Source organism: Chloroflexota bacterium, assembly GCA_015478725.1.
Taxonomy (GTDB): domain Bacteria; phylum Chloroflexota; class Limnocylindria; order Limnocylindrales; family CSP1-4; genus C-114.
In genome coordinates this window covers 29,613-49,356 of sequence record JADMIG010000002.1, presented here as the reverse complement: position 1 = coordinate 49,356, position 19,744 = coordinate 29,613, and the positions used below count along the sequence as shown (strand labels likewise).

Annotated in this window: 20 protein-coding genes; 14 read left to right on the top strand and 6 right to left on the bottom strand. The window is 71.3% G+C overall.

Annotated elements, in window-relative coordinates; genetic code table 11:
* Positions 1-39 precede the first annotated feature (39 nt).
* The 4 genes from IVW53_02955 to IVW53_02940 form a co-directional block, all read right to left on the bottom strand.
* Positions 40-1,194: a multicopper oxidase domain-containing protein gene (locus tag IVW53_02955; protein MBF6604524.1), complete on the bottom strand. Its 1,155-nt coding sequence runs from the start codon at positions 1,192-1,194 to the stop codon at positions 40-42.
* Between the two features lie 97 nt (positions 1,195-1,291).
* On the bottom strand, positions 1,292-1,717 hold the full coding sequence (locus tag IVW53_02950; protein ID MBF6604523.1) for an Rrf2 family transcriptional regulator: 426 nt from the start codon (positions 1,715-1,717) through the stop codon (positions 1,292-1,294).
* A 78-nt stretch (positions 1,718-1,795) separates the two neighbouring features.
* Positions 1,796-3,046: a hypothetical protein gene (locus tag IVW53_02945; GenBank protein MBF6604522.1), complete on the bottom strand. Its 1,251-nt coding sequence runs from the start codon at positions 3,044-3,046 to the stop codon at positions 1,796-1,798.
* Entirely contained in the window at positions 3,043-5,355 is a 2,313-nt protein-coding gene (locus tag IVW53_02940; protein ID MBF6604521.1) for an MMPL family transporter, read from the bottom strand. The genes IVW53_02945 and IVW53_02940 overlap by 4 nt, the downstream gene beginning before the upstream one ends.
* A gap of 211 nt (positions 5,356-5,566) precedes the next feature.
* Here IVW53_02940 and IVW53_02935 point away from each other — a divergent pair, with 211 nt between their 5' ends.
* Together IVW53_02935 and ablA are read left to right on the top strand one after the other, a co-directional pair.
* Positions 5,567-5,890, top strand: coding sequence for a hypothetical protein (locus IVW53_02935; GenBank protein ID MBF6604520.1), 324 nt, complete (start codon positions 5,567-5,569; stop codon positions 5,888-5,890).
* 296 nt (positions 5,891-6,186) lie between these two features.
* Positions 6,187-7,722, top strand: coding sequence for a lysine 2,3-aminomutase (ablA, locus tag IVW53_02930; protein MBF6604519.1), 1,536 nt, complete (start codon positions 6,187-6,189; stop codon positions 7,720-7,722).
* Between the two features lie 325 nt (positions 7,723-8,047).
* Here the strand turns inward: ablA and IVW53_02925 are convergent, their stop codons facing one another.
* Positions 8,048-9,466, bottom strand: a complete 1,419-nt coding sequence (locus tag IVW53_02925; protein ID MBF6604518.1) for a S41 family peptidase — start codon at positions 9,464-9,466, stop codon at positions 8,048-8,050.
* A 160-nt stretch (positions 9,467-9,626) separates the two neighbouring features.
* Here IVW53_02925 and IVW53_02920 point away from each other — a divergent pair, with 160 nt between their 5' ends.
* The 6 genes from IVW53_02920 (at position 9,627) to IVW53_02895 (ending at position 15,484) form a co-directional block, all read left to right on the top strand.
* The gene (locus IVW53_02920; GenBank protein MBF6604517.1) at positions 9,627-10,094 is read left to right on the top strand and encodes a hypothetical protein; all 468 of its coding nucleotides are present in this window, start codon (positions 9,627-9,629) and stop codon (positions 10,092-10,094) included.
* Positions 10,095-10,320: 226 nt separating this feature from the next.
* Positions 10,321-11,184 (top strand): sulfurtransferase, encoded by an 864-nt coding sequence (locus IVW53_02915; GenBank protein ID MBF6604516.1) that lies wholly within the window; start codon positions 10,321-10,323, stop codon positions 11,182-11,184.
* A 109-nt stretch (positions 11,185-11,293) separates the two neighbouring features.
* Complete coding sequence (locus IVW53_02910) at positions 11,294-12,808, top strand: anthranilate synthase component I family protein (protein MBF6604515.1); 1,515 nt, start codon at positions 11,294-11,296, stop codon at positions 12,806-12,808.
* Positions 12,805-13,725: an aminotransferase class IV gene (locus tag IVW53_02905; protein ID MBF6604514.1), complete on the top strand. Its 921-nt coding sequence runs from the start codon at positions 12,805-12,807 to the stop codon at positions 13,723-13,725. Before IVW53_02910 ends, IVW53_02905 begins: the two co-directional genes overlap by 4 nt.
* Positions 13,722-14,129 carry a hypothetical protein gene (locus tag IVW53_02900; protein MBF6604513.1) on the top strand — a complete coding sequence of 136 codons (408 nt, stop codon included), beginning with the start codon at positions 13,722-13,724 and terminating at the stop codon, positions 14,127-14,129. The genes IVW53_02905 and IVW53_02900 overlap by 4 nt, the downstream gene beginning before the upstream one ends.
* A complete protein-coding gene (locus IVW53_02895; protein MBF6604512.1) occupies positions 14,126-15,484 on the top strand; it encodes a DUF885 domain-containing protein in 1,359 nt (452 codons plus the stop codon). Before IVW53_02900 ends, IVW53_02895 begins: the two co-directional genes overlap by 4 nt.
* 21 nt (positions 15,485-15,505) lie before the next feature.
* On the opposite strand, the gene IVW53_02890 is transcribed toward IVW53_02895, so the two are convergent.
* A complete protein-coding gene (locus IVW53_02890) occupies positions 15,506-16,051 on the bottom strand; it encodes a hypothetical protein (GenBank protein ID MBF6604511.1) in 546 nt (181 codons plus the stop codon).
* Between the two features lie 83 nt (positions 16,052-16,134).
* On the opposite strand from IVW53_02890, the gene IVW53_02885 reads away from it, so the two are divergent.
* From IVW53_02885 to IVW53_02860, 6 genes are read left to right on the top strand one after another with little or no spacing between them, the layout of a single operon-like run.
* A complete protein-coding gene (locus IVW53_02885) occupies positions 16,135-16,617 on the top strand; it encodes a hypothetical protein (GenBank protein ID MBF6604510.1) in 483 nt (160 codons plus the stop codon).
* 19 nt (positions 16,618-16,636) lie between these two features.
* Complete coding sequence (locus IVW53_02880; protein ID MBF6604509.1) at positions 16,637-16,990, top strand: DUF433 domain-containing protein; 354 nt, start codon at positions 16,637-16,639, stop codon at positions 16,988-16,990.
* A 55-nt stretch (positions 16,991-17,045) separates the two neighbouring features.
* Positions 17,046-17,414: a DUF59 domain-containing protein gene (locus IVW53_02875; protein MBF6604508.1), complete on the top strand. Its 369-nt coding sequence runs from the start codon at positions 17,046-17,048 to the stop codon at positions 17,412-17,414.
* A gap of 24 nt (positions 17,415-17,438) precedes the next feature.
* Positions 17,439-18,083, top strand: a complete 645-nt coding sequence (locus IVW53_02870) for a cob(I)yrinic acid a,c-diamide adenosyltransferase (protein ID MBF6604507.1) — start codon at positions 17,439-17,441, stop codon at positions 18,081-18,083.
* Between the two features lie 40 nt (positions 18,084-18,123).
* Positions 18,124-18,828, top strand: coding sequence for a Bax inhibitor-1/YccA family protein (locus IVW53_02865; protein ID MBF6604506.1), 705 nt, complete (start codon positions 18,124-18,126; stop codon positions 18,826-18,828).
* 53 nt (positions 18,829-18,881) lie between these two features.
* Complete coding sequence (locus tag IVW53_02860; GenBank protein MBF6604505.1) at positions 18,882-19,733, top strand: polysaccharide deacetylase; 852 nt, start codon at positions 18,882-18,884, stop codon at positions 19,731-19,733.
* Positions 19,734-19,744 lie beyond the last annotated feature (11 nt).

Here is a 19,744-nt window from a genome sequence, read left to right as displayed (position 1 = left end):
ATCCGCTCCTCGCCCCGACCCGAGCGAGCCGTACGCGCATCAGGGCAGTGGCTTCCCGTCGCCCGCCTGGATGATCCCCATCGCTCCCCGGCCGACGAGGTTGAAGGCGTGGGTAACCATCACGTACAGGCCAGGTTCCTGGGGACTGAACTCCATGATCGCGCCCTGGGCCGGCGACAGGTCGACGGCCTGACTGCCCCAGCCCCCGGCGTTGCCCCTGAGGAGAGCGACCCCCTCCTTGACGACCGAGTCGAAGATCGTCCCGACGACGTGGAACGAGCTGTCGAGGTTCGGTCCCGCGTCGAGGAGGAAGACCCGCACCCGACCCTTCACCGGGACGTCGATCGGGTTGTCCTTGTATTGGAACGCGACGCCGTTGAACACGACGAAGTCCGGTGCCGCCGCGGCGGCGTTCGCCTTCGCGTAGTCGGCGGGCTGGCCCTGGGCGCCGAGGTACCACTCGCTCTGGACGAGCGCGATCTCCTTGTCGACCGGCTTGAGGCCGCCCTTCGGCTCGACGATGACCATCCCGAACATCCCGTTCGCGATGTGGAGGAGGGCCGGCGCGGTGCCGCAGTGATACATCCACACGCCGGCGTAGTCAGCGGTGAAGGTGTAGGTGAAGGTGGCTCCAGGGGCGATATCGACCATCTGGCGGTTCCACGCGGTCTGGCTCGCGTGGAAGTCGATCGAGTGGTTCATCTTCCCCTCGTTCGTCAGGTGGATGCGGACGGTATCGCCGAGGTGGACGCGGATCGTGGGCCCGGGGACCGTCCCGCCGAACGTCCACGCGTGGACCACGAAGCCCTTCGCAACCGTGATGTCCTTCTCGATGATGGGCATGTCGATATCGTGGACGGTCCCGGTCATGAGGGCCGGCGCGGTCGCGTCACGGAGGACGTAGGCAGGGGCGTTCGGGTCGGCCACGGGCGCGGCGGCAACCGACGCGCCTCCGCCGCCGGTGCCGGTCGCCGGGCTCGGGCTCACCGAGCTCGCCCCGCTCGCGCCTGGCGATGGCGTCCCGGCAGGAGCGGCCGAGGCGGCCGCGGCGGCGGCGCCAGCCGAGGCTGGGGGGAAGGTCCATGTGGGTGTCGCCCCGGCCGTCGAACAGCCGGCGAGAGCGATCGCGGCGAACAGGGCGATGCCCCCGCCGATCCGGCGTCCTGCGTGTCGCGGCCGTGCCGGTCCGTTCATCGTTGCGTGCCTCCTCTCCTAACTCGTACCATCGGAGTACGAGTTTGACGTCGTACTGCGGACGTGGGACGGGCCATTCGGCCCGGATCGGACCGTGCTATCCGGGCGCTATCGATCGGCCGGTGACGACGTCGGCGAGCATGGCCACGCCCAGGCGTTCAAGGAGGGCGGCCTGGGCCGCGAAGAAGACCTCGTGAACGTCGCAGTGACCGTCCTGGCCGCATGGGCCGCCGCGGAGGACGCACGTCGTCCTCCGCGCATCGCCCTCGATCGACTCGACGATCGAGAGGATCGAGATGGTCGATGACGACCGTGCGAGCCGGTAGCCGCCACTCCGCCCGGTCGCACCCGCGACGAGGTCCGCGGCGACGAGATCGCGCATGACCTGCGGGAGGAAGGCGACGGGGATGTCCATCTCCTCGGCGATCCGGCGGACGGATCGGCGCTCGCCGTCCGGGACGCGGGCGAGGGCGATCATCGCCCGGATCGCGTAGTCGCCCCGATGGGTCAGCTCCAGTCGCACGTCAGCGAGTATGCCTCGCCCCGACGATGCCGACGCCCCGACGATGCCGACGCCGGACGCCGGACGCCGGCGTGGGCGTCAGGGACCGTAGCCCGTCAGCTCGACGTACCCCTCGCCGCCGATCGACCGCCCGGCGCGGACGGCGGTGACGACCTGCGAGCCCTCCCAGTAGACGACGCCCGTCGTCGCCCGCGTGTCGAGCTCCTGGCCGGCAACCGTGGGTCGGAGGTCGATCGCAAGCGCGAGCCGAGGCACAGAGATCCGCCAGCCGGCCGGGTACGTGGTCCCGGTGAGAGGACTCGTCCAACGGTCCGTGACGGTCACCGAGAAGTCGGTCGCGGCGAGGTGGGTGGTGGTCCCATCCGGCGCCACGGACGTGCCGTACATGAGCGGATGGCCGCCTGACGCGTCGCGGACGAGCGACAGGGTGAGGTCCGTGCCGTCGCCGAGGTTCATCGCGAACCAGTCCCACCCGCCGCCGCCCACGGCGATGAAGTCGCCCCACTGGTGGTCGAACCACGCCGTGCCGTCCACGGCGAGCGTGCGGCCGTCCACGACGAGCGATCCCGTCGCCGCCAGCCGCGTTCGCGAGTAGTAGTACGACCCGCCGGCCGGACCGAATGCGATGAAGCCGTTCATGCCATGGAGCGCCGGCGGCTTGCGCGCCGAGAGCGCGAGACGGAGGCCGACACCGGCCGGGCTCCCGGCGGCGGCCGCCTCCGTCGGCGACATCGTCGCGGCGAGGATGTCCGAGCCGTTCGCACCGGCCATCGTCCACGACCCCGGGAACGCGGTCACCGGCGCCCCGGGACTCGCGCCATCGATCGCGAGCCGGAAGCCGGTCGGCGTGCCGTTCGGATCGCGCGGCGACCCGTCCACCTGCGGTCCGATCTCGCTCCGCTGGGCATACAGGAAGCGGCCACCGCGTTCGTCGGTGATCGCGAGATGCGAGGCCCATGAGACCGGGAAGTCGCCGCGCTCGGCCCGGAAGACGACGAACTCGAAGCCATATCGCGCGCCGGTCGTGCGATCGCGGAGATGACCGGTGTAGTACCACCATTCCGTGAGCCGGTCGTGGGGGCCGTCGTCCCGCGGGAAGACGATCGGGATGGGATCGGGCGGAACCGGCAAGCGGGTCGCCGCGGGAGCCGGTGACGGTCGCACGACGGGTGCGTTGGCGAGTATCGGACCACCGCCGGCCATCCCGGCACAGGCGCCGACGATGAGGGCGATCGCGGCTGCGACCACGAGCGCCCGAACCCGGCCGGCCTGAACCCGCCTCGCCCGGGTGCACGGTTGGCGGTTGCCAGCGGCGTGATTCCGGTTCATCGCGGCGTGATCCCGGCGTCCGCCTCGCCGAAGGCGAGGCGTCGGGCGAGCCACCGTTCGAGGCGGCGCGGGATCCACCAGTTCCAGTGCCCGAGGAGTCGCATCGTGGCCGGCACGAGGAGTGCCCGGACGACGGTCGCGTCGAGGGCCACCGCGATCGCCATGCCGACGCCGAGGGCCTTGATGAGGACGATGTCGGCGAAGGCGAACGATCCCGCGACCACGACGACGACCGCCGCGGCGGAGGTGACGATCCGGCCGCTCCGTTCGAGGCCCCGGGCGACCGCCTCCGTGTTGTCGCCCGTGCGGTCCCAGGTCTCCTTCATCCGCGTCAGGAGGAAGACCTCGTAGTCCATCGACAGGCCGAACAGGACGCAGAAGAGGATCACCGGCTGGGTCGTCTCGACGAAGCCGAGCGGCTGGAAGCCGAGGATCGCCGAGAGGTTCCCCTCCTGGAAGATCCAGACGAGGGCCCCGAAGCTCGCGCCGATGGACAGGGCGTTCATGACGAGTGCCTTGAGCGGGAGGATCACCGACCGGAGGAGGACGAACAGGACCAGGTAGGTCGTCACGAGGATGAAGATGCCGGTCCGCGGGAACTCGGCGGCGACCTCCGAGACGACGTCCTGGACGTCCGCCGCTCCGCCACCCACGAGGACCGTCGCTCCGGGTGGAGCGGCGAGCGGGCCGCTCGGTGCGCGGAGGTCGCGGACGAGCGCTCTCGCGGCGTCCGCGTTCGGGCCGTACGGCGTGTAGACGGTGAAGGCGGTGAAATCGCCCGCGGTCGTCGCGGCCAGCGTCGCCTGGACGAAGCGGTCGGGCGGGCCGGTCGGCGCGGTATAGAGGAGCTCGTACTGGGCGAGCGTGAGCCGCGGGTCGACGTTGACGAGACCGACGACCCGGCTCACCCGCGGATCGGCGGCCAGCCGGCGCGAGTAGTCGTAGAGCGCGGCGATGTTCCCCGCCGACGTCGCCGGGCCGGTCGTCCGGATCGCGAGCATGAGCGGGGCGAACTCGCCCTCGCCGAACTGGCTCGCGAGGAGGTCGTACGACGCGCGTGACGGCACGGACGGCGGCAGGATCGTCGCGTCTGGTGCGTTGAAGCGCACCTGGCTGAATGGGGCGGCGAGGACGAGGAGGGCGGCGAGGGTCGGGACGAGGACGGCGACCGGGTGGCGCATGACCCGGCGAGCGAGCCGCGCCCATGGTCCCTCGCCGTCGGCGGCGACCGTGACGCGGCGCACCGCCAGGGCATCGATGCGCGGGCCGAGGGTGCCGAGGATCGCCGGCAGGAGCGTGAGGGCGGCGAGGACGGCGACGCCCACCACGACGGCACCGGCGATGCCGACGGACCGCAGGATCATGAACTGGAACAGGACGAGCCCGATGAGGCCGAGGAGGACGGTGAGGCCCGAGAAGAAGACGGCCCGTCCGCCCGTGGCGACGGTGACCCGGATCGCCTCCTCGATCGCGGCGTCGCGGGCGGTCTCTCGCTCCGGCCCCGGCGCCATCCGCCTCCATCCGGTGCGCGCCGCGAGCTCCTCGCGGAAGCGGCTCGTCAGGAGGAGCGAGTAGTCCACACCCAGGCCGAGGCCGAGGAGGGTCGCCAGATTGAGGACGAAGATGCTCATCGGAATCGCGCTCGCGAGCGCGAAGATGATCGCCAGGGCCACGATCACCGCCGCGCCGCCGACGGCGAGCGGGACGGCGGCCGCGACGAGGCTGCCGAAGACGAGGATGAGGGTGAGTCCGGCGAGGGGCAGCGAGATGAGCTCGCTCCGTCGAAGGTCGGATTCGGAGACCGTCTGGACGTCGCCGTAGAACGCGGGACCTCCGGCGAGTGAGACGGACAGGCCCGGAGCGGGTCCCAGAGCCGGGCCGACCGTGCCGAGCGCAAGGGGCGAGGCGTCCGGCGAGAGATCGAGGAGGACCACGTCGTACGCCGTGTGACCGTCCCGGCTCACCTGGCGCGGCGCGGTCAGGTGAGAGAGGACGCTCGTGACGTGGGCCGCGGCCGGGACTCGGGCCATCGCCGACGCGACGGAGCGCTCGAAGGCAGGCGTACCGGCCGTGAGATCGGCCGAATGGAAGACGACGACGAGCGCCGACGGCGGGACATGGAGCGTTTCGCCGAGGATCGCTCTCGCTCGCGACGCCTCGAGCGTGTCGAGGGTGAAGCCGCCGGCCCGAAGCGCGCCACCGACCTGCGGGGCGAACGGGAGGGCTGCCGCGATGACCAGGCCCCAGGCGACGATGACGGCGCGCCGATGGCGATGGACGGCCCGCCCGAGGCGCTCGAAGCGCGTCATGCCGATGCCTTCGCGCGACGGTTCCTCAGGGACATCCTGCGGGCCGGCGCACGAAGGTAGAAGGCAGCCCGGTGCGCGCGTGGCCGGCTACGCCGTTCGGATGAGGACTCCATCGACCGCCCATGCTATACACGGCTGGCGGTCGCGGTCCGCGTCGCGTCTGCTAGGATGCGACCCGTCGAGCACCTCCCCGATCGGTCGAGGATCTTCGGTGGACCTGTTCCTGCTCCCGATCAATCAACCGATCCCGTTCTTCGCCTCGGTCGGCGTCGCGGGGGTCATGCTCCTGATCGTGCTGCGCTCGTCCATGTCGGCGGAGGGACGGCCCTCCGGCTGGGTCCGCGCGATCACGAGCCCGAACGCCCGCTTCCTCTTCACTCTCCTGTTCATCGGGTGGGCGCTCGTGTTCGGGATCGGGCTGCAGCTCGTCCCGCACCAGGGTGCCAACTCTCCGTACGGCGGGTTCGCGCTCATCGCCCTGTTCACCGGGTTCTTCATCATGATGGGCTTCCTCTGGTCCGTGATCGGCGAGTAGCGCAGGCGAGGCGCGATCCGGCGCGGCGCGACCCGACGCGCCCGGCACTGGACCTCGCCGAACCCGCCGCTCTATAGTCTCCCCCTATACAGTCTGCATAGACTTTATGCGTCGCCGGCTCGTGGCGGCGACGAGGTGGAAGGCTGGAGGTGGGCGACGTGGACGCGCAGGGGATCGAGGCGGTCGTCGTCCAGACTCCGGTCGGTCGGTCGGCAGTCGATGCCGCGACGGTCGACCAGCCATTCGTCAATCGCCGCGATCCGGCGAGGGCGCTCGGTCCGGACGGTCGACCGGCGGTGAGTCGCCGGGCTCCGAAGTGGCTGGACGTGCCGGCCGAGAAGTGGAACGACTGGCGCTGGCAGCTGAGCCACCGGGTCAATGAGCTGCACGAGATCGAGGAGATCCTCGATCTCACGGATGAGGAGCGGGCTGGCCTCTCCGCACCCGACAAGTTCCGGGTGGACATCACCCCCTATTTCATCAGCCTCATCGATCCGCACGATCCGAACGATCCCATCCGCCGCCAGGTGATCCCGCTCGGGCGCGAACAGCAGGCGTTCACGGCGATGATGGAGGACAGCCTCGCCGAAGACCGCCACTCCCCCGTGCCGGGACTGGTCCATCGCTACCCGGACCGCGTCCTCATGCTCGTGACGACGCAGTGCGCGAGCTATTGCCGGTACTGCACCCGGAGCAGGATCGTCGGCGACCCCACCCAGAACTTCAACCGCAAGGATCACGAGGCGCAGCTCGACTACCTGCGGCGGACGCCGCAGGTCCGCGACGTGCTCATCTCCGGCGGAGATGGGCTCACGCTCGCTCCGAAGCTCTTCGAAACGATCCTCCGTGGTCTCCGCGAGATCCCGCACATCGAGATCATCCGGATCGGTTCTCGCGTGCCGGTCTTCCTCCCGCAGCGGATCGACGACGAACTGTGCGAGATGCTCGAGCGGTACCACCCCCTCTGGATCAACCTCCACTTCAACCACCCGAACGAGATCACGCCCGAGGTCTCGCGGGCCGTCGACAAGCTGACGAAGGCGGGCCTGCCGGTCGGGAACCAGAGCGTCCTGCTCGCGGGCGTGAACGACTGCGTCCACATCCAGCGCGCTCTCGTCCACCGGCTCGTCGAGAACCGGATCCGACCGTACTACCTCTACCAGTGCGACCTCGTCGCCGGGAGCGGTCACTTCCGGACACCGGTCGGCAAGGGACTCGAGATCATGGAGGGATTGCGCGGCCACACCTCCGGGTACGCCGTCCCGACCTTCGTCATCGACGCGCCTGGCGGGGGCGGCAAGATCCCGGTCATGCCGAACTACCTCATCTCGTACTCGGACCACAGGGTGGTCCTTCGGAACTACGAGGGCTACATCACGACGTACGAGGAGCCGCCGACCTACGAGCGGCACGACAGCACGCGATGTGCGTACTGCCAGCGGGAGCGACCCGAGCCCGGCCAATCCGGCGTCCTCGGCCTGCTCGAGGGCGAACGGACGTGGATCGAGCCACGAGGCTTCGACGAGACGCACAGCCGCGGCAACACCGAGGCGCACCGCCTCCAGGACCCGCACAAGTGGGTCCCGTTCGGCGTCGGCGCGATCGAAGGGCAGACTCGTTTGCCGCTCGTGGTCCTCGAGGCCGGCGGCGCGGCCACCGCGCCGGGCGGGGACGAGGTCACCGCCGTGTCCGCCGTGTCTGGCGAGATGGCCGTCGAGTCTGCCGCGCTCGCTGGATCCGCGTCCGGATCCGAGCCGCGGTACGGTCCGGGCGAGGAGCCGAGACCCCGCGAGGGCGAGCCGACGGCCTCGGCGCACGGCGAGCTACTGTAGTCCGGGTCCGCCCGCGTTCGCCGCGGGCCCCGCCCGTCTCCGCCGCGGGCCCCGCCCGTCTCCGCCGCGACCCGGCCGTATTGATCAGCCGTCTCCGCCAGATGGTCCTCACACGCGCACTGGTCAACCGTTTCCTGACAGAAGGCGCGCGAACAGGACAGATGGCAGCAGTCGCGACGAGACCTCCGCGCCACTCACGCTCATTCGGCTGCCTGTGCGCCCGGCATCGTCCTCTGCGCCCCGGACGAGTGCCCGCCTGGGGGTCATCTGGCAGGTCTCGGTCGCCCGCGGCATGGGAGCCGGCTCGCCGCCCCGCGGCGAGCCGCTACTTGCCCGCGGTGAGCCCCTTGACCGCAGCCGCCAGCTGGGTGTCGTTCGCCTTGGCGTACGCGGCCGACCCACCCGAGCGGAGGACGTCCGGGGTGACGAGCTGCGACGTCGTCGGCAGGGCGACCGTGACGTCCGGCGCGATCCCGTGGTGCCAGATCTGACGGCCCTTGGGCGTGAGCCATTCGACGGTCCCGAGGAGCAGCGCGGATCCGTCCGAGAGGTCGAACTCCTGGAGGACGGTCCCGGTCCCGAAGGTCGTCTCGCCGTAGAGCCTGGCCCGACCAGCGTCCTGCAGGGCACCCGCGACGATCTCGGAGGCACTGGCGGACCCGAGGTTGACGAGGACCGCGAGGGGCAGTGCCGACGCCGGCTGGCCCTGCTGGACGGAGATGGGTCGGATCGCTCCCGAGGCGTCCCGCTCCTGGTACACGACCCCGCTCGAGAGAAACACACTCGCGACCCCGATCGCCTCGTCGACGTACCCGCCCGGATCGTCGCGGAGATCGAGCACGACCGAGGTCGCGCCGGCCGCGGTGGCGTCCGTGAGCGCGGCCCTGAGGTCGTCCGCAGCGCCCTTGCTGAACTCCTCGATCCGGATGTCCGCGACCTTCGTGCCCGGGACGAGCGCCCAGCTCACCGCCGGCACTGTGATCGCCGCACGGACGATCGAAACGCTGAACGGATTCTGCCCCGGCCGCCCGATCTGCAGGCGGACCGTCGTGCCGGCCGGGCCGCGGATGCTCGCAACGACCTGGTCGAGCGTCTGTCCGTCCACCGGCGCCCCGTTCACCTCGAGAACGGTGTCCCCCGAGCGAAGGCCGGCCTTCTCGGCCGGTGAGCCCGGCACGACGGATTGGATGACGAACTGCGAAGCCACCTGGGCCATCCGGGCCCCGATGCCGGTGATGGAACCGGACAGCGACTGATGCGACGCCGTGACCTCCGCCGGGGTAAGGAATCGCGAGTGTCCCGTGTCACCGAGTGCATCCACCAGACCGGTCGTCGCGCCGTAGGTGAGCTTCGTCGGGTCGAGCGCGGATCGGTCCACGTAGTGCTGCTGGATGATGTTCCACGCTTCCCAGAACGTCTTGAACTGGGGCGGTTGGGAGGCGTTGCCCGAGACGCCGGTGCTCGTGGCGGAGGGCGCGGTCGCGAGGACGGCGCGGTCCACCGCGGCACCGGACGAGAATGCGAGGGCGAGGACGACGACGACGGCGATCCCGAGTCCCACGCGTGGTCGGCGGGGCTCGACCACCCGCCATGGGCCGCCGGCGGGCAGTCCCGCGTCTCCCGACGCGGAGCCGAGCCCGGGCCAGGCCGGGGGAACGGTCTCGGACGACGTCGCGCGTTGCGGCGTCTGCTCGTCGGCAGCGTGCCGATCGTCGGCGCGTTGCTCGGGCCACATCGGGTCCACGGTCGATCTCCCGGTTCGGCAGGCCGCGTCGACGCGGCGGGGATGGGTCGGCAGAGGATGCGCCAACTCGCGGATCTCCGCAGCCGCCCGCAGCAGGCAGGGCCGGCCTGGGGAGGGCCTGTGCTATCCTCCGACCGAAATCCGAGTAGATAGGTCGGAGATGCCCGAGACCATCACCGAGGTCCTGACCGCCCGCCCCGGCACGATCACGCTCCGGCCCGGACCGTCGGGTCTGCCTGCGGTCGATATCGACCCGCCGACGATCGCCGAGTCGGGCGATCCGTTCGCCACCGCCCGCATCCTCCACCTCGTCGCGCGGCTCGATCGTGGCCGGCCGATCCGCCTCGACGATATCGTCGCCGCGCTCGACGGCACCTATCTCGATTGGATCTTCGACCGCCGCGTCGTCGGGGACGCCCTCCTCGCGCTTCAGTCGAACTGGCGCTCCGACTACCGGACGGCGGCGGGCATCGAGCTCGATGAGGGCCCGTACGGACCAACCGTGACGATCGAGGACTCGAGCCGCGTCGATCCGTGGATCGTTCGCCAGGTCGAGCGCGAGGTCGCCGCCTGCCGGGCCGCTCTGACCGCCTTCAGCAGGCTCGATCGGGTTTCGGGCGATGCCTGACGGTCGGCGATCGCCTTCCCTCGTGGCCGATCCGATCCTGGGCCGCTGCTCGTGTCCCCGGCGGGCCGGGAGGCTCCGGACGTCGCGCTGATCGCGACCCGGCCCCCGGGGACCCGCCCGCATCGTCCGCCGCCCACCCGGGCGGCCGCCCGCGGCCCCGTTTCACCCGGGTCGCGTCCCTCGGCATTCGGTCAACCGACCGGCCCACCTTCGGAGATCGATCCCCATGACCGCATCCACCCATCCCGCCGTCCTCGTCGACGCCACCTGGGCCCAGGCACACCTGGACGACCCGGCGGTCAGGTTCGTCGAGGTCGACGTCGACACGACCGCCTACGAACAGAGCCACATCCCTGGCGCGATCGGCTGGAACTGGACGAGCCAGCTCTCCGATGGCATCCGCCGCGACATCGCCGGACGCGACGACCTCTCCGCTCTCCTGTCGAACTCCGGCATCGGGCCGGACACGATCGTCGTCCTGTACGGCGACAACAACAACTGGTTCGCCGCGTGGGCCTACTGGCAGCTCAAGCTCTATGGTCACCGCGACACGCGGATCCTCGACGGAGGCCGCAAGTACTGGCTCGACCACGGCCTTCCGCTCACGACGGACGCAGCGGGCCATGCCCAGACGGGCTACCGGCTGCCCGAGCCGGACTTCGCCCTGCGGGCGTTCCATGACGACATCCTGCCCCGTCTCGGTGATGCCGAGCTCGTCCTCGTCGACGTGCGCTCCCCGGCCGAGTTCAACGGCGAGATCATCGCCCCTCCCGGCATGACCGAGACGGCGCAGCGGGCCGGCCACATCCCCGGTGCCGCCTCGATCCCGTGGGCTCAGACGGTGCGCGAGGACGGCACGTTCAAGCCCACCGAGGAGCTCCGGGCACTCTACGAGGCGAAGGGCGTGACGCCGGACAAGGACGTCATCGCGTACTGCCGGATCGGCGAGCGCTCCTCGCACACCTGGTTCGTGCTCCACGAGCTACTTGGCTATCGGCGAGTCCGGAACTACGATGGCTCATGGACGGAGTGGGGGAGCATGGTGGCGATGCCGATCGAGCGCCCCGTCCCGGTCGGCACATCGGCGTAATCGGACCGACGGAGCGCCTGCGACAGACGTCGGTCCAGCGGCGATGGTCGCACCTTCCGAGGGGCGTCAGGCTTCCCCCCAGCCTGGCGCCCCACCCTATGATCGGCGCATGATCGGGATCGAGGCCGCGAGCCGGGCACGCACGACGATCGACGCGTCGCCCGCCCGCCTCGAACGACTCCCCGACGCGGTCGGTCGTCGGGCCCCCATGGACGTCGCCGAGATGTTCCGCGACCTGCCCGGGCTCGCCCTTCTCGAGAGCGGCCGGCCGGGTCGTCGGTCGCGCTGGAGCTACCTGACCGCCGACCCCGTCGCGACTCTCGAGGTGACGGATCCCGACGGGAGGATCGACGAACGGACGGGACGTGGCTCGACGGCGAGCGGTGCGGGTCCGGCCTGGTGGGCGTTCGTTGAGGCGCGCCGGATGCTCGGACGCCTCGCCGCTGATCCCGTCAGCCTCGCTGCGTCCGAGGGACGCACGGCACCGCCGTTCGTCGGCGGCCTCGTCGGCTACCTCGGGTACGACGTCGGCCTCGCCCTCGAGTCCCGGCGGACGATCGCCATCGACGACCAGGAGCTGCCGATCGCCCGGCTCGCCCTCCACGACTGGGTGGTGGCGTGGGACCGACGGACGGGCGCGGCATGGCTCGGCGGGCGCGCCGCCGATCGTCGGGGATCGGCGTTCGAGGCCCGACTCGCACGGGTCCGTGAACGGCTGCTTGCCGGACCGGCCCAGATCCTCCCTGCGGACGGCGTCGCCTTCGATGGCGCTGTGTTCACGTCGTCGCTCACGCGTCCGGACTTCGAAGCACGGGTGGAGGCGATCCGGTCGGCGATCGCCGCCGGCGAGATCTACCAGGCGAACCTGAGCCGGCGGCTCGAGACACCGTTCACCGGCGACCCGTGGCCGCTCCACCGGCAGGTGCGGACCGGCGATCCGGCGTTGTACGCGGCGTATCTCGATCTCGGTGCGGCGCCATCGGGCGCCCGCCGCGCGATCGTCTCGGCATCGCCGGAGCCGTTCCTCGCCGTCGACCCGGCCGGCATCGTCGTGGCCGATCCGATCAAGGGCACGCGCCCGAGGGGACGCGATCGGCGCGACGATCGGGCCCTCGCGCACGAGCTCCTCACGTCGGCGAAGGATCGAGCCGAGAACACGATGATCGTCGACGTCCTCCGCAACGACCTCGGACGTGTCTGCTCACCGGGGAGCGTCCGAGTCCCGCGACTCTGCCGCCTTGAGCGGACCGCCGCGGTCCAGCATCTCGTCTCGACGGTCACCGGACGGCTCGCGCCCGGGCGGGACGTGTTCGATCTCCTCGCCGCGGCCTTTCCCGGAGGATCGATCACCGGCGCGCCGAAGATCCGGGCGATGGAGATCCTCGAAGGCCTCGAGACGATCAGGCGCGGGCCGTACACCGGGGCACTCGGCTGGATCGGGCCGGATGGGGCGATGGCGACGAGCATCCTCATCCGCACGTTCGTGGCGGACGGGAGGCGACTGAGCCTCAACGTGGGCGGCGGCATCACGTGGCGCAGCGATCCCGCCGCCGAGTGGGAGGAGACGGTCGCCAAGGCCCGCGGTCCGCTCGGGGCGATCGGCGGCCGTGAGGCGGATCGGTGACCGGCGGAGCGGGCGGACCGCGCCACGTCTGGGTGGATGGCCGGCTGCTTCCGGCGGAGGGAGCGCACCTCTCGGCATTCGACCGCGGGTTCCAGCTCGGCGACGGCATCTTCGAGACGCTGCGCGTCCGCGCCGGCAGGGCGACCGAGCTCGCCGAGCACACCGCCCGCCTCCGTCGATCCGCCGATGGTCTCGGGATCGGACTCCCGGACGATCTCGAGATCCGGCTCCGCGCCGGGATCGCCGAGCTCGTGGAAGCGGAGGCCCAGGGAGGAGCGGACGGTGACGTGGCGGTCCGGGTCACCGTGAGCCGTGGTGCGATCGTCGGCCGTGGACTGCTGCCGGCGGACGAGTCGGTCGAGCCCACGATCGTCATCCAGGCGTGGCCGGTCGTCCCGCCGCCCGCCGGCCACATCGAGCGGGGGCTGCACCTGGTCGCGAGTGCCGTGCGACGCGACCCGGAGAATCCGCTCGCGGGGCTCAAGACGACGAGCCGGGCGGACTACGTACACGCCAGACTGGAGGCCCGTCGGGCGGGAGCGGACGACGCGCTGTTCCTCACGATGGACGGGTTCCTGTCGGAGGCGACCACCGCGAACATCGTGCTGGTCCGGGGTCATGAGCTCGCCACACCCGCGCTCGCGTGCGCGGTACTGCCGGGGACGACCCGGTCGTGGGTCCTCCGCTGGGCAACCCGCGTCGGGCTCGACCCGCTGGAGGGGTGGCTCACGAGCCGCGACCTCGCGGAGGCGGATGAGGCGTTCCTCTGCAGCAGCGTCGCCGGCATCCTCCCGCTCACGCGATTCGCGGGTTCGCCGATCGGGTCGGGGAGACCGGGACCATGGACGATCCGCGCCCGCCGCGACCGCGAGTCGTTCATCGTCGGCGGCGACGAGCCTGCAGGTGGCCGACCATGACCCGTGCCGAGCTCATCGCCCGGACCCGGCGGCTCGTGCAGGAGGGCGACCGGCTCGCCGCGAACCCGAGCCTCGATGCGCTCCGGACGTGGCTCCAGCTGTCCGACGACCTGCTCGTCGAGGCCTGGGGCTCGATGGACCGCTATCACCTCGCCTGGCTCATGGTCGGCAAGCCCCGCACGATTGTCCGCGGGCGGCCGATGACGCTCGACGAGGAGGCGGGATATGTTCGGGAGGTCGCCGCCGCGAAGACCGCCGCCCTCCGGATGAGCCTGGACGCGGTCGAGCGGCAGGGAATGCCGTTCCGCGGTGAGGAGGGCGGCGTGGCGGTCGGCCAGGGCATGGGCGAACTGCCGCACGGGGACTCGCCAGCGCGCGGACGGCCGGCCCGGCCGGATCAGTGACCTCGCCCCGCGCCATGGTGCCGGCCGTCGGTGGTGAGCGCCACGTCCCCGCGCCCGACCCGATCGCGCGCGACTACCTCCTCCTCGCACTTCGCCTCGACCAGCATCGGCCGGGGCTTGTGGACGCCTTCTACGGACCGGCCGAGCTCAAGGCGCAGGTGGATATCGAGGCGCGCCGTGCCCCCGCCCGCCTCCGCGAGGACGCGCTCACGCTCCGCGAGCGCGTCGAGAGGGAGGTCGAGGACGGCGCCCGGCGATCGTGGCTCGTCGACCAGCTCGTCGCGCTCGAGGCGCAGGCTCGCCGGCTCGCCGGCGACCCGCTCCCGTACGAGGCGCACGTCGCGGCGTGCTTCGGCATCCGGCCGACGCGTCGGCCCGAGTCGGAGTTCGCCGCCGCCGCCGCAGCGCTGGAGGCGCTCCTGGCGGGCTCGGGCTCGGGCTCGGGCTCGGGCTCGGGCTCGCGCTCGGGCTCGGGTTCGGCGTCGGGCTCCGGGCCGATCGGCGACCGCCTGGCAGCGTGGGATGCGGCGACCATCGTCCCCGTCGATCGGCTCCCGGCGGTCGCGGAGGCACTGGTCGCGGAGTACCGCGAACGGGCTCGCGCGATCTTCGGCCTGCCGGAGGGTGAATCGCTCCGCGTCGGCCTGGTCCGCGCGCAGCCGTGGACCGGCTATGACTGGTACGACGGCGGCTTTCGCTCCCGCGTCGACCTGAACACGGACGTTCCGATCCGGGTGGACGGGCTCACGCACACGCTCGCCCACGAGACGTATCCCGGCCACCATCTCGAGCACGCCTGGAAGGAGGCCGACCAGGTCGCCGCGGCAGGCCGCCTGGAGGCGAGCATCCTCCTCATCGATACCCCCGAGTGCCTCATGAGCGAGGGCCTGGCGGACCTCGGCGTGCGATTCGCCGCACCGGCGGACCGCCTCGTGGACCTGCTCGTCGAGCTGTACCGGATCGCCGGCCTCGCGCTCGCCAGAGACCCGATCGCCGCTCGCGAGCATGCCCTCCGGACCGTGGCGATGGCTCCGGCGCGAGCGACGCTCCGGGCGGTCGCGGTCAACGCCGCGCTCATGCTCCACGTCGATGGGGCGGATCGCGACGCCGTGCTCACCTATCTGGGCGATGTCGGGCTCATGGCGCCCGACCGGGCCGAGCAGCGGCTCGCGTTCATCGAGCACCCGCTCTGGCGCGCCTACGTGTTCGTCTACACGGAGGGGGAAGCGCTCCTCCGTCGATGGCTCGAGGTGGTCCCGGAGCCCGATCGGTCGGCGAGGTTCGGTCGCCTCCTCCGCGAGCAGCTCACGCCACGGCTGATCGAGGAGGAACTCGCGGCGGTCGAGATGCGCTGACGGCCACCGGTCCGGCGCTCGTCAGGCCGCTGCCCAGGCGGCGATGCCGGCGGCGACCGGCTGGAGCACCCCGACCGGCCCGAAGGCCTGGAGCTCGTAGTCGGGGAAGGCGAGGTCTCCCCCCTGGGCGAGCGCCAGGCGCCACACGACGATCTCCGCGACGAAGACGGCGATGAGGGCGGCCGAGACCGCGAGCATCCGCCGCCGCCGGCGCTCGACTGCGCCGCCGCCTCCGCGTCGCGCCCCGAGGCCGGTCGCGATCCCGAGCCCGAGGGCGACGAGGACGAGGGGCTCGGCCAGCGCGAGTGGCGAGCCGAGAACGACGAGCGCGGCTCCACCGACGAGGGCCGGGACGATCGCACCGATGAGCGCTCCTCGAAGCGATCCATGCGGCGGCCCGTCGGATCGCTCGTCCGTCCCGTGGACCTGGCCGTATCGTTCGGACGGCGCTCGAGCGAGGGTCCGCCGGACGGCGGTCGGCACGACCTCCCCTGGGTCGAGGGGACGTCTCGCGCCTGCCGCCTCGTCGCGAGCGGTGCCGGCCTGGTCGGGTGCGGATGGTTCCATCGGTGTCTCCACGGTGGCATCGATCGGTGTCCGTCGGCGCACATCGTCGCGCACCGCCTCCCTCGGCGCTAGACTTCCGTCCCGTGAGCCATCCGAACCTCGGTCTGCCGCCTCTCGACGAACGCGCCGGCTTTCCGGCCGGAGCCGCGCGTCTCCGGGCGGCGACTGCCGAGGTGGGCGTTCGGGTGATCGAGGCGGCGACGTCCGCCGATCCGACGCTTCGCGATCGCCTCGGTGAGGTCGGCCTCCGCCAGCTGCTCCGCGACACCGGGATCTGGACCGACCGGATCGCGCTCTGCGTCGCCGCCGGCGACCCCACCCCGATGCGGACGTTCGCCGAGCAGATCGCTCCACCGTATCGCCGGCGCCGAGTCTCGATGGACGATCTCACGACCCTCGCCGAGGCATTCCGGGCGGTCGTCCGGGCCATCCTCACACCCACCGAGCAGACCGCCGCCGACGCCGCGCTCGACGCCGCGATCGAAGTCTTCCGCTGGCACCGCCGCATCGCCGGCGACGCACGCAAGCGGAACCGCATCCTCCAGGCGATCTACAAGGGCGCATGAGGGTGCCGGAGGAAGTCCGATGACGATCAAGTGGGTGAAGGTGGACCCGCTCGTCATGAACGGCGAGCCGTTCTGCTACGGCTCGCGACTCACGGTCCACCAGCTCCTCGAGCTCCGCCGCAACGGCTACACCCTGACGGACATCCTGACGGACCATCCAGAACTCCGGACGCTCGGCATCGCGACGGCCTTCGTCTACGCGGCAGAGCATCGCGACCGATACGCCGCGTTCTTCGCCGAGGATGGCTCGCTGCTCGGCCCGGGCTACACCACCGACGAGGCGCGCATCCTCCCATCGGAACTTCGCGTGCCGGGGATCGTCGTCGGGGCCACCGCGACCGTCGTCGGGGCCACCGCGACCGTCGACACCTGACGCCCCGCGGGATGACCCGGCGGTCATTCCCGAGTCCGGTGGTAGGATTTCCGCGATGACGGACGAGACGACCACCACGATCGACGAGACGACCCCCATGACCCCCATGACCCCGACGATCCCCGCGGCCCCGCCGTTCGATCCGGAGAAGCGCGCCACGGAGCTCGCGATCCTCGACGCGCTCCGCTCGGTCGTGGATCCGGAGATCGGCATGAACGTCGTCGAGCTCGCCCTCATCAAACAGGTGATCCTCGGACCGGACAGCACCGAGATCAAGATGATCCTCACGACCCCGTTCTGCCCCTACGCCGGATCGATGATCCAGCAGGTCAAGGAGCAGGCCGAGTCGGTCGTCGAGCACGACGTCAAGGTGACGCTCCTCGCCGAGCGGTGGGACCCGCGCGAAGCGGGTCTCATGTGGTGAGCGCGGAATCGTGAGCCCGGAGTCGTGACGGCGGAGCGTCGCGCGTTCGACTCGGCAGTCGCCACGCGACGCGGTGACGACGGCACGACGGGCCTCCTCTACGGCGGCCCCCGCATCCCGAAGGACGACCCGCGGACGGAGGCGTACGGCACGATCGACGAGGCCGTCGCGGCCCTCGGCCTCGCGCGTGCCGAACTCGATGTCAAAGGGCGCTATGGAACGCTCCCGGCCGGGCTTGCGGGTCTCGGCGAGCTCATCCTCCGGCTTCAGCGGGAGCTGTTCGTCGTCGGCGCCGAGCTGGCCACCACGCGGGACGCCTGGGATCGGCTTCGCGACGGCGAGACGCGGGTGAGCGCGGCGATGGTGGAGGGCATCGAACGCCTCCTCGCCGAGACGGAGGCGGGGATCGAGATGCCGCGCGAGTTCGTCGTCCCGGGCGAGACGCGGCCGAGCGCGGCCCTCGAGCTTGCGCGGACGGTCCTCCGGCGCGCGGAGCGTCGTGCCGTGGCGCTGGACCACGACGGGATGGTCCCCGGCGACTACCTGCTACCGTATCTCAATCGCCTGGCGGACCTCGTCTGGGTGCTCGCCAGGGCGGCCGAACAGGCCGAGGCGCGAACCGCGAATCCGGCCCGCCCGAACCGCGGACGGGCACGGCGCGAACCATGAGACGGGACGGATCTCCGTCCGGACTCACGAGGTGGACACGATGAATCAGTACGGCTCCTCCTTCTCCCCATCTCGGCTCGGCGTCAGGCCCACGACCGCCCTCTCCACGGCGTTCCTGTCGCAGGCCTTCCTCTGGATGTTCGTCGGCCTGCTCGTCACCACCGGGGTCGGCTGGTGGGTCTCGTCCCTGCCGACGACGCAGCTCGCCAACCTGTCCGGCCTGTTCCTCCCGATCATCGTCGCCCAGCTCATCGTCGCGATGGTCCTGAGCTTCGCGATCCGGAGCATCCCCGCGACGATCGGGCTGGGGCTGTTCTTCGTCTACGCGGCGATGACCGGCGTGACGTTCGGCTTCGTCCTTCTCGTCTACCCCGTCGCCTCCGTCCTTGCCGCCGGCCTGAGTGCGGCGGCGGTGTTCGGCGGAGCTGCCGTCTACGGTGCCGTGACGAAGCGCGACCTCACCTCGATGGGCGCCTACCTGTTCATGGGCCTCATCGGGGTCATCGTCGCCAGCGTGGTGAACCTGTTCCTCCAGTCGAATATGCTCGGCTACATCGTCTCGTTCATCACTGTCATCGTCTTCACCGGGCTCACCGCCTGGGACGTCCAGCGGATCCAGCGGGGAGATGTCGCGGCGTGGGCCGGGACGATGGAGAAGGGCGCGGTCATGGGGGCGTTCCGCCTCTACCTCGACTTCATCAACCTGTTCTTCGCGATGCTCCGGCTCCTCGGCGGCCGCCGCTGATCGAAGCGCCGGCCCTGCCGCCGCCGCGATCGATCGCCGAAACCCTGCCCGGCGTGGAGGCGACCGCCGGCCCGTCGCCCCGGCTGACGGTCGCCCTCACGTTCGACCACGACGCCATCTCGTCCGAGGTCAGCCGCGGACACGGGCCTGTCCTCATCTCGCGCGGCGAATTCGGGCCTCGGGTGGGCGTGCCGCGGATCCTCGACCTCCTCCGCCGGCACGAGATCCGGGCGACCTTCTTCGTCCCCGGCCACACGCTCGCGACGTTCCCGGAGAGCGTCGCCGCGATCGTTGCCGGCGGCCACGAGCTCGCCTGCCACGGCTGGGCGCACGAGGACCTGGCCGCGCTGGACCCGACGGAAGAGCGGACGATCATGGCCCGCTCGTTCGAGGCGATCGCGAACGCCGCGGGCGCCCCGCCGGCCGGTTTCCGCGCCCCGTACTGGTCGCTGTCGCCACGGACGCTCGAGCTCGCCGAGGAGCTCGGCTTCCGCTACGACTCGTCGCTCATGGCGGATGACCTCCGCCTCTCGTGGGTTCGTCGCGGCGACCGCCACGACACGGCTCGATCCGTCTTCGGTGAGGCGGGTCGGCTCGTCGAGGTTCCGATCAGCTGGGCGCTCGACGACTGGCCGCACTTCGAACCCGGGGATCGCGGGGTGGGGCCGATGAGCGCGCCGTCCAAGGTCGAGGAGATCTGGCTCGGCGAGCTCCGCTACGCCTGGGAGCACGAGCCCGGCGGCGTCCTCACCCTGACGATGCATCCGGAGGCGATCGGCCGCGGCCACCGGATCGCCATGCTCGAACGCTTCATCCTCGCCGCCCGCGAGCTCGAAGGCGTCCACTTCGATCGGCTCGACCGGATCGTGGGCCGGTGGGCGGCGTCACAGGGAGCACCGGCATGACGATGGACATG